8 protein-coding genes, 1 rRNA gene and 1 pseudogene are annotated in these 9,974 nt (G+C 45.5%); all 10 read right to left on the minus strand.

The genetic code is table 11. The features are described from left to right. Nucleotides 1–1,547 (minus strand): 16S ribosomal RNA (locus BSG1_RS17440). A gap of 338 nt (nt 1,548–1,885) precedes the next feature. Beyond that, a pseudogene (lysS, locus tag BSG1_RS17445) lies at nt 1,886–3,383 on the minus strand (lysine--tRNA ligase). A 484-nt stretch (nt 3,384–3,867) separates the two neighbouring features. Further along, nucleotides 3,868–4,080, minus strand: coding sequence for a helix-turn-helix domain-containing protein (locus BSG1_RS17450; protein WP_044023105.1), 213 nt, complete (start codon nt 4,078–4,080; stop codon nt 3,868–3,870). Continuing rightward, complete coding sequence (folK, locus tag BSG1_RS17455) at nt 4,032–4,559, minus strand: 2-amino-4-hydroxy-6-hydroxymethyldihydropteridine diphosphokinase (protein ID WP_006838517.1); 528 nt, start codon at nt 4,557–4,559, stop codon at nt 4,032–4,034. The genes BSG1_RS17450 and folK overlap by 49 nt, the downstream gene beginning before the upstream one ends. Before the next feature lies 1 nt (nt 4,560). After that, entirely contained in the window at nt 4,561–4,920 is a 360-nt protein-coding gene (gene folB, locus BSG1_RS17460; RefSeq protein ID WP_044023106.1) for a dihydroneopterin aldolase, read from the minus strand. Then, nucleotides 4,913–5,746 carry a dihydropteroate synthase gene (gene folP / locus BSG1_RS17465; protein ID WP_006838519.1) on the minus strand — a complete coding sequence of 278 codons (834 nt, stop codon included), beginning with the start codon at nt 5,744–5,746 and terminating at the stop codon, nt 4,913–4,915. The genes folB and folP overlap by 8 nt, the downstream gene beginning before the upstream one ends. 5 nt (nt 5,747–5,751) lie before the next feature. Next, a complete protein-coding gene (gene pabC, locus BSG1_RS17470) occupies nt 5,752–6,618 on the minus strand; it encodes an aminodeoxychorismate lyase (RefSeq protein WP_044023107.1) in 867 nt (288 codons plus the stop codon). Nucleotides 6,619–6,630: 12 nt separating this feature from the next. Then, nucleotides 6,631–7,218: an aminodeoxychorismate/anthranilate synthase component II gene (gene pabA / locus BSG1_RS17475; RefSeq protein WP_006838521.1), complete on the minus strand. Its 588-nt coding sequence runs from the start codon at nt 7,216–7,218 to the stop codon at nt 6,631–6,633. Next, nucleotides 7,215–8,609, minus strand: coding sequence for an aminodeoxychorismate synthase, component I (pabB, locus tag BSG1_RS17480; protein WP_006838522.1), 1,395 nt, complete (start codon nt 8,607–8,609; stop codon nt 7,215–7,217). Before pabB ends, pabA begins: the two co-directional genes overlap by 4 nt. Nucleotides 8,610–9,133: 524 nt before the next feature. Further along, the coding region (gene cysK / locus BSG1_RS17485) for a cysteine synthase A (protein WP_006838524.1) at nt 9,134–9,974 on the minus strand (841 nt) is incomplete at its 5' end.

Below are 9,974 nucleotides of genomic sequence, written 5' to 3' on the forward strand. Positions count from 1 at the left end.
AAGGAGGTGATCCAGCCGCACCTTCCGATACGGCTACCTTGTTACGACTTCACCCCAATCATCTGTCCCACCTTAGGCGGCTGGCTCCAAAAGGTTACCTCACCGACTTCGGGTGTTACAAACTCTCGTGGTGTGACGGGCGGTGTGTACAAGGCCCGGGAACGTATTCACCGCGGCATGCTGATCCGCGATTACTAGCGATTCCAGCTTCATGCAGGCGAGTTGCAGCCTGCAATCCGAACTGAGAACGGTTTTATGGGATTTGCTAAACCTCGCGGTCTTGCTGCCCTTTGTACCGTCCATTGTAGCACGTGTGTAGCCCAGGTCATAAGGGGCATGATGATTTGACGTCATCCCCACCTTCCTCCGGTTTGTCACCGGCAGTCATCCTAGAGTGCCCAACCTAATGCTGGCAACTAAGATCAAGGGTTGCGCTCGTTGCGGGACTTAACCCAACATCTCACGACACGAGCTGACGACAACCATGCACCACCTGTCACTCTGTCCCCCGAAGGGGAAAGCCCTATCTCTAGGGTTGTCAGAGGATGTCAAGACCTGGTAAGGTTCTTCGCGTTGCTTCGAATTAAACCACATGCTCCACCGCTTGTGCGGGCCCCCGTCAATTCCTTTGAGTTTCAGTCTTGCGACCGTACTCCCCAGGCGGAGTGCTTAATGCGTTAGCTGCAGCACTAAAGGGCGGAAACCCTCTAACACTTAGCACTCATCGTTTACAGCGTGGACTACCAGGGTATCTAATCCTGTTTGCTCCCCACGCTTTCGCGCCTCAGCGTCAGTTACAGACCAGAAAGTCGCTTCGCCACTGGTGTCCTCCACATATCTACGCATTCACCGCTACACGTGAAATCCACTTTCCTCTTCTGTACTCAAGTCCCCCAGTTTCCAATGACCCTCCACGGTTGAGCCGTGGGCTTTCACATCAGACTTAAGAGACCGCCTGCGCGCGCTTTACGCCCAATAATTCCGGACAACGCTTGCCACCTACGTATTACCGCGGCTGCTGGCACGTAGTTAGCCGTGGCTTTCTGGTTAGGTACCGTCAAGGTGCCGCCCTATTTGAACGGCACTTGTTCTTCCCTAACAACAGAGCTTTACGATCCGAAAACCTTCATCACTCACGCGGCGTTGCTCCGTCAGACTTTCGTCCATTGCGGAAGATTCCCTACTGCTGCCTCCCGTAGGAGTCTGGGCCGTGTCTCAGTCCCAGTGTGGCCGATCACCCTCTCAGGTCGGCTACGCATCGTTGCCTTGGTGAGCCGTTACCTCACCAACTAGCTAATGCGCCGCGGGTCCATCTGTAAGTGGTAGCTAAAAGCCACCTTTCCACTCTTCCTCATGCGAGGAAAAGAACTATCCGGTATTAGCCCCGGTTTCCCGGAGTTATCCCAGTCTTACAGGCAGGTTACCCACGTGTTACTCACCCGTCCGCCGCTGACACCAGGGAGCAAGCTCCCATCAGTCCGCTCGACTTGCATGTATTAGGCACGCCGCCAGCGTTCGTCCTGAGCCAGGATCAAACTCTCCGAAAGAAGTTTGACTTGCTCATTGATGCTGAAACTATGTTTTCAGCCTGCTAATTAAAGTGTTAGCAACTTTGTAAGAACCAGGTTCTTACTAGATTAACGTTGACGTTTTGTCTTGTTTTGTTCAGTTTTCAAGGTTCAAATTTCGTCGCTCGTTTTTGGCGACTTGATTATCTTAACATCTTTCAAAAGCTGAGTCAACAACTTTTTTAAAATGTTTTTTTGTTTTCCGCTGTGTTTCGCGGCAACAGATAATAATATACCACCTATTTAGAGACCATGCAACACTTTTTTTAATAAAATATAAAAAAAGCTCCGGCTGAAAGCAGCCAGAGCTGAAAATATTAATCGCGATGCCTCATTAATGGGAATAACAGCACGTCACGGATAGATGGTGAATTGGTCAGTAGCATGACCAGACGGTCGATACCAATTCCAAGTCCTCCTGTTGGAGGCATTCCGTATTCAAGTGCTTCAATGAAGTCATCATCCATCATATGAGCTTCATCGTTTCCTTCTTCTCTTTCTTTCAACTGAGATTCGAACCTTTCTCTCTGATCGATAGGATCATTCAACTCAGTAAAGGCATTCGCATGTTCACGTCCTACGATAAACAGTTCAAATCGATCAGTGAAACGTCCGTCTTCGTCATTCTTCTTCGCCAGTGGAGAGATCTCTACCGGGTGGCCGTAAATGAATGTCGGCTGAATCAGTTTGTCCTCTACCTTTTGCTCAAAGAATTCATTAAGGATATGACCATATTGCATAGTTGGTTTCACTTCGATACCATGCTCTTTTGCAAGGGCGTGAGCTTCCTCATCGCTCATTTCCTTCCAGAAGTCTGCACCCGTATGCTCTTTAACGGCATCTACCATATGAAGACGTGCCCATTGTGGTTCAAGGTTCACTTCATAGTCACCGTACTGAACAGTAGTAGAACCGAATACTTCTTTTGCAATATGAGCAATCAGGTTTTCAGTCAGTGCCATGATGTCACGATAGTCAGCATATGCTTCATAAAGCTCGATCATAGTGAATTCCGGATTGTGGCGTGTAGATACACCCTCATTACGGAACACTCTTCCGATCTCATATACTTTCTCCAAGCCGCCGACAATCAGCCTTTTCAGGTGAAGTTCGATCGCGATACGCATGTATAGCTGCATATCAAGAGCATTATGATGAGTGATGAAAGGCCGTGCGGATGCTCCTCCGGCAATCGCATGCATCATCGGTGTTTCCACTTCAAGGTATCCGTTGTTGTCCAGGTACCTTCTCATAGATTGGATGATTTTGCTTCGGGCGATGAAAGTCTGTTTACTCTCCTGGCTCGTGATCAAATCAAGATATCTTTGGCGATAACGCTGTTCAACATCTTTTAAGCCGTGGAATTTTTCAGGAAGGGGTCTTAACGCTTTTGTCAGAAGGATGAACTCCTTCGCTTTAATGGAAAGTTCCCCTACTTTTGTTTTGAATACCGTTCCAGTAACACCGATAAGATCCCCAAGGTCAGCCGTGTTAAAGATTTCATACTCATCTTCACCGACAGCATCTTTGCGCACGTAAATCTGGATTTGGGCCTGCGAGGTCCTGGATATGGGCAAAGCCCGCTTTTCCTTTTCCTCTTTTCGTCATGATTCTTCCTGCGATTGTTATGGAAGCCTCTTTCTCTTCCAGTTCCTCTTTTGTGAAAGAATCAAATTGCTCTTTGATTTCTTGTGAAGTATGTGAACGATCGAAACGTTTACCAAATGGATCTAACCCTTTTTGACGAAGGTTTTCCATCTTTTCACGTCTCACCCGCAGCTGGTCATTGATTTCTTCGTGACTCATTACTTTCACTCCTGTTCTATCTGCTAGTTTTAAATAAAGCTGTTTTCGAATTAATTGTTGCACCGAAGCAATACCGAATACGAATGCAGCATGGTCGCGAGCCCTTTTCCATGGTATTTGAAAGTTGCCGTATTCACAGAAATATCTCTTCTTAGTAACTCACTTTCAACAAATTTCTACGAGAAGAGCCGTTTAAATTAGCTATATGATTTTATACCCTACTATTTTACACAATATATGTAATTCGAACACCCCTAAAGGTCTTTTAAATTGAAAAAGGTTGTGTTTTTATAAAAAACGATATAAAAATAGGCGTCTTTACAAAGCATTATGTGAAGAGGATTCTCCATTTTCTTCAGGGGCAACCTGTTCTATCAGCGGAATTTTGCGACCACCTGGATTGTAATCAAAAAAGAGGACCGGGTGCATTTAAGCCTCCGTCCTCCAGTTACAGCTGCATGCCGCCGGGCAAGAACCACTTGGTTTTTCATTTTTAATTATCGTCAGAAGGTTCAAGTTCTCCGCGCGGGACTACCAGGATTTCCGCTACCTTATCAAGAAAATCTTCTGTAGGCAGACGGCTGCCCCTCTCAATTTCCCCCAGAACAGAAACGGAGATGCCGATTTTCCTGGCCAGTCCCTCCTGCGTCAAGCCTTTCAGCTTTCTGAATGCACGTATACGTCTTCCCCACTTATCTGTTTCCATAACCGAACTCCTTCTTTATCAGGTATTTCATCTAGAAGAGCCATCATAGTGGTATTGAACTTGGGATGTTTGATTGTCTGGGACAGTTCCGTCAGAGGCACCAGCACGAAGCTGCGTTCATGCATCCGCGGATGAGGAACCATTAGTTCTTCTGTTTCAATATTTTCATGATTATAGAGTAAAATGTCAAGGTCGATTATTCGCGGTCCCCACCGGAATTCCCGCTCCCTTCCAAGATCCTTTTCAACTTGAAGACACTGACGGAGAAGGGTTTCAGCAGGCAGAGACGTCCTGATTTCCACCACTAAGTTCAAGAATTCACCTTGTTCTGTAAATCCCACCGGATCGGTTTCATAGATGGAGGAAACCCTTGTCACTTCAATTTCATGGTGATCGTTTAATAATTTGACGGCATCTTTCAAATATTGTTCCCTGTCACCCACATTTGACCCTAGTGAAAGGTATGCGATTGATTTCATGTCAGCGCCCCCTGGTGATTTCGACTGATACCGAACGATAATGCCCAGGAATCGGCGGATCAGGTTTGATAACCTCTATCGTACAGTTTTTAACTTTCGTAAAATCGTGAAGAATCCGCTCAGCCAATTTTTCGGCCAGCGCCTCTAGCAGTTTATAAGGTTTTCCTTCCACAACTTCCTTGCACAAAGAATAAACATCACCGTAATTGACAGAGTCTTGGATATCATCGCTTCTACCTGCTTCCGAAAGGTCGATTTCAAGTGACAGACTGATGCGAAACCTCTGTCCAAGCTTGGTTTCCTCCGGGAATACTCCATGATAGCCGTAAAACTCCATTTCATTCACTTTGATTTTATCCACGATATTCACCCTTTCCGAGCATGGCGTCCATCATCACAGCCATCCTTTTCATTTCTTTCACATCATGAACGCGCACCATCTGGCACCCCTTTTGAATACCGAAGCAGACAGTCGCACCCGTCCCCTCCATCCGCTCTTCAACCGGGAGATCGAGGACTGATCCAATCATCCTTTTTCTTGAAGTGGCCAGCAGGACCGGAAAGCCAACGTCCACCAGGCGGTCAAGGTTTCTCATCATTTCAAGATTGAGTTTAAGGTCTTTGGCAAAACCGATACCTGGATCTAAGATGATGTTCTCCCTCGGCACCCCTGCTTCCAGGGCAATTTCCACACTTACTTTTACATCTTCCAGTGCGTCGTTAATGAAATCACTGTAGTCCATGTTTTCACGATTATGCATTAGGATGATTGGTGCACCGAACTCCGCAGCCACATCAGCAATCTTTTTATCCCTTTTGGCACCCCAGACATCATTGATGATATGTGCACCCGCTTCCAGTGCTTTTCTAGCGGTGCCTGATTTGTAGGTATCTATGGAAATGGCAACATCCACTTCTCTGGAGATCGCTTCAATGATAGGGCAGACCCTTTGGATTTCCTCTTCTTCTGATACCGGTTCATGGCCGGGCCTGGTTGATTCACCGCCGACATCAATAATGTCAGCTCCCTCAGCGACCATCTCCTTTGCACGCTGAACCGCTTGTTCCAACGCATTGTATCTGCCACCATCAGAAAAGGAATCAGGTGTGACATTTAGTATTCCCATTACTAATGTTCTTTTTTGATAGTCAAGCTGATAAGGTCCGGCTTTGATCAGTGAAGTCATGTGAATCAGCTCCCGTGTAGTTCGTTTTTGGAAAATAACACTCTTGCATCATGCTGATAATGATTATAGAATGCTTTTGTTATTTCTCCCTGTTTGCCAGGGTAGGTTTGTCCTGAAAAAGAATGAATAGGAACAATTTCCTGAACAGAGTTTGTAAAAAATGCTTCATTGGAATGAAGAAGGGCCTCAGGCTGATATAAACCCGTCTCGCTAGGAATCCCTAACTTCTTGGATACCTCAATGATATACTCCCTTGTAACCCCATTCAATATCCCCGTCTCCAAGGATGGTGTATAAAGTGTCCCATCTGTCACCCAAAAGATGTTGGATGTGACGCCTTCCGCAATATAGCCCTCTTTCGTTAAAAACAATCCTTCTTTATCAGGGGCATCGCCAATTTCTCTTTTTGCCGCGATATTATTGAAGTAGTGATGAGATTTAAGTCTCACCGCGGTTTCAGGAGTATTTCTCGCCAACTTCAGTAAAACCGCTTCCTTTTCTCTCAGCGGCACCAATGGCGGCAGCTCTTTCTGGATCAGCATGATGTTCGGCCTTTCGTAAGGAGCTGTCCGAAGGCCTATTTCTCCTTCACCTGCAGAAATGTTCAACCGGAGATAAGAGTCCGGCAAGCCATTCTTCTCTGAAAGGGAAGAAATCATGCCGGGAATATCCAAGGTGTTCAGCTCCAATTCAATATGCAACGTATCCAAGCCGCTTTGAAGCCGTTTTAAGTGATCGTCCAGCAAAAAAGGGTGACCTCCGTATGTCCTCATCGTTTCAAAAAGGCCCATGCCGTATAAAAAGCCATGGTCAAAAGGAGAAATTGCCGCTTTTCCTTTATGCACGATTTTTCCGTTTAAAAACAAGTACACATTGTGGTCCTCCTAAACTGGCATTGCTGTTTTTTTATAGGTGTTGAGGAAATTTGCAAGAAGCTGTTTTCCTTCCTCAGTAATAATGGATTCCGGATGGAACTGAACACCCTCGATTGGAAGGTGTTTATGGCGAATGGCCATAATTTCTTCAGCATCTGTTTCGGCTGTGATCTCCAGACAATCCGGCAGTGTTTCTTTTTTAACAATCAAGGAATGGTAACGTCCTGCTTGAAACGGGTTAGACAGGCCTTCAAAAGTTGTCTTCCCGTCATGTGTGACGGAAGATGTTTTGCCGTGCATCAGTTTTTCAGCTTTGACCACTTCTCCACCAAATACCTGGGCAATTGCCTGGTGCCCAAGACAGACTCCAAATATCGGAATCTTCCCTGAAAAATACTGAATTGCTTCGAGGCTGATTCCTGCTTCATTCGGGGTGCACGGCCCTGGAGATATCATTAGATAATCCGGGGCCAGCAGCTCAATTTCGGCAATGTTGATTTCGTTATTCCGTTTAACAACAATCTCTTCGCCCAGCTCTCCTAGATACTGAACGATGTTATAAGTGAAAGAATCAAAGTTATCAATCATTAATATCATTTGAGTGCACCCTCTGCCAGTTCTTTTGCTTTCCAAACTGCTTTTGCTTTTTTTAAGGATTCCTTGTATTCATGTCGGGGGTTCGAATCAATGACGACGCCGGCTCCCGCCTGAATATAGGCCTGTCCTTCTTTCGCAAACAACGTCCGGATGACGATGTTCAGCTCCATATCACCATTAAAGCCGATCCAGCCGATGGACCCTGTATAGATTCCCCTTCTCACCGGCTCAAGCTCTTCAATAATCTCCATAGTCCTTACCTTTGGTGCCCCTGTTATGGTGCCTCCCGGGAAAACAGACCGTATTAGATCTTTGCCATTCTTATTATTAGCAATCGTCCCTCTAACGTTAGAAACGATATGCATCACGTGTGAATACTTCTCTATCACCATAAATTCATTCACTTCTACTGTTCCGTACTGACAAACCCGCCCGAGATCATTCCGCTCGAGATCCACAAGCATGACATGCTCTGCCCGTTCCTTTTCATTATGGATCAATTCATCCGCGAGCCTCTGGTCTTCGATTTCATTTTCTCCGCGGGACCTGGTGCCTGCAATCGGCCTTGTACTTACCTCTTTCCCTTTCTTCTTCACAAGAAGTTCGGGGGAACCTGAAGCAATCTGAAAATCAGGTGTGTGAACATAGCTCATAAATGGGGAAGGGTTAAGCTCCCTAAGTTTTTTGTATATCGCATAAGGGGAAGCTGCTAATTTCTGAGATTGTCTTACAGAAAGATTGACCTGAAAGACATCCCCTTCCTTAATATAATTTTGAATTTTTTCAACCGCCGAGATGAACTCTGCTTCATCCATGGAAACCGACCGGTCAACAGTTAGTGGACTTTCAATACCTGTTTCCTCAGGAAGCGGCTGCCCCAATGCTTTCTTCCATTCATTAAGAAAGGCCTCAAAGGTATCGGTACCTTCCTCATCAGCCATCAGCCAGACTGCTTCCGTTTCATGGTCATATACCGCCCATTGATTAAACACCATGTAAAAGAGGTCCGGTGTCTTCAGGTCATCCTGCGCACTTGTTCCCAGCTTTTCAATCTGCCTGGCGTAATCATAGCTGATGAATCCCATTGCTCCACCTTGAAAATCAGGCAGTGAGGGATCCCTTTCCTTGTACCGCTTTTGAAGGAGGCTGTATAAAACATCCAGTGGATCACCATTCACGGACTCCATTTTACCTTTTTCACGGATTTCTACTCTATTATCTTTTGCATCTATAATGGTTACCGGATTAAACCCGGCAATACTGTATTTTCCGCCCCGGCCGCTTTCAAGAAGAATATGATGATCAAGTTCCGCCGTCAGAATTTCATAGGCAAGAAAAAAATCTACTTTCGAGGATCGTATCTTTTCGTAATGAAGTTGTTTGTTCTCCACGGATGGTTCACTCTCCTAGTTTTTCTCTTCCTCCATCATACATGAATAACTCTATTGTTTCGTAGTCAAAATGCACAGTTAGCGACTGGTAGTTTCCGCATTTTAAAAGTATTCATAGGCCTAAATCAGCAATTAATAGGGTTCTATTAATAAGTTTCGGAGCCCTATTAGCAACTTTTACTATTCTATTAACATATACGAAATCATTAGGAATCTTGGCGACCGGGACAACAGATGGGCTTTCTCCCGTTATTACCTGTCTTTTTCAAAAACAGGTCATAAAACTCATAAAAAAGCTGTTTTCGTTTAGATTGTTGCTTTCAGAAAAATCCCTAGTGCCGGATTCCCCCCCCCTGGATACAAAGCTTTTTCTCCCTGATCAGGGAGGGCAGCTCTTTTCTCTTTGGCTTACCAAGATATTTCCTTGGATTATGGCTTTGTTTTTTTGTGATTTATATTAAAAACAACAAAGTTTAAGAAAAGAGCCTAAAAAAAGGACCAGGAATAATCCTGATCCTTGATGATTAATTTTCAAATTGATATAGCGGCGTGCTTAGATATCTTTCACCGTTACTTGGAATGACGGCTAAGACTTTCTTCCCTTTGCCAAGCTCCTTAGCCACTTTGAGCGCAGCACTGATGGCAGCACCTGAAGAGATTCCTCCAAGGATTCCTTCTTCTTTAGCGGCACGGCGGGCATAATCAAATGCTTCCTCATTTTGAATCGTGATAACTTCATCGTACACATTGGTGTTCAAAATGTCCGGAACGAAACCTGCCCCTATTCCCTGTATCTTATGTGGTCCTGGACTGCCTCCTGATAATACAGGGGAATCAGCTGGTTCGACCGCGTAGATTTTCACATTCGGGAAGTTCTCTTTCAGCACCTGGCCAGCTCCAGTGATTGTACCTCCTGTACCGATACCTGAAATGAAAGCATCCAGGCTGTCCATTTGATCTACGATTTCCTTCCCTGTCGTTCTGCGGTGAACTTCAGGGTTTGCTTCATTTTTGAACTGCTGAGGCATGAAGAATCCTTTTTCTTTCGCCAGCTCTTCTGCTTTACGGATTGCTCCGCCCATGCCTTCAGAACCAGGTGTAAGAACCAATTCTGCCCCATAAGCACGAAGAAGGTTTCTTCTTTCCATACTCATTGTATCAGGCATGACGAGCACCGCTTTATACCCTTTGGCAGCAGCAACCATCGCCAGGCCAATACCTGTGTTACCGCTAGTCGGCTCCACGATGGTGTCTCCTGATTTTAGGTTGCCGGATTCTTCTGCGGCTTCAATCATCGCCAGGGCAATTCTGTCTTTAACACTGCTTCCAGGGTTCATGTATTCTAATTTCAAATAAACATCTGCA

This window comes from Bacillus sp. SG-1, from assembly GCF_000181495.1.
Taxonomy (GTDB): Bacteria; Bacillota; Bacilli; order Bacillales; family Bacillaceae_B; genus Rossellomorea.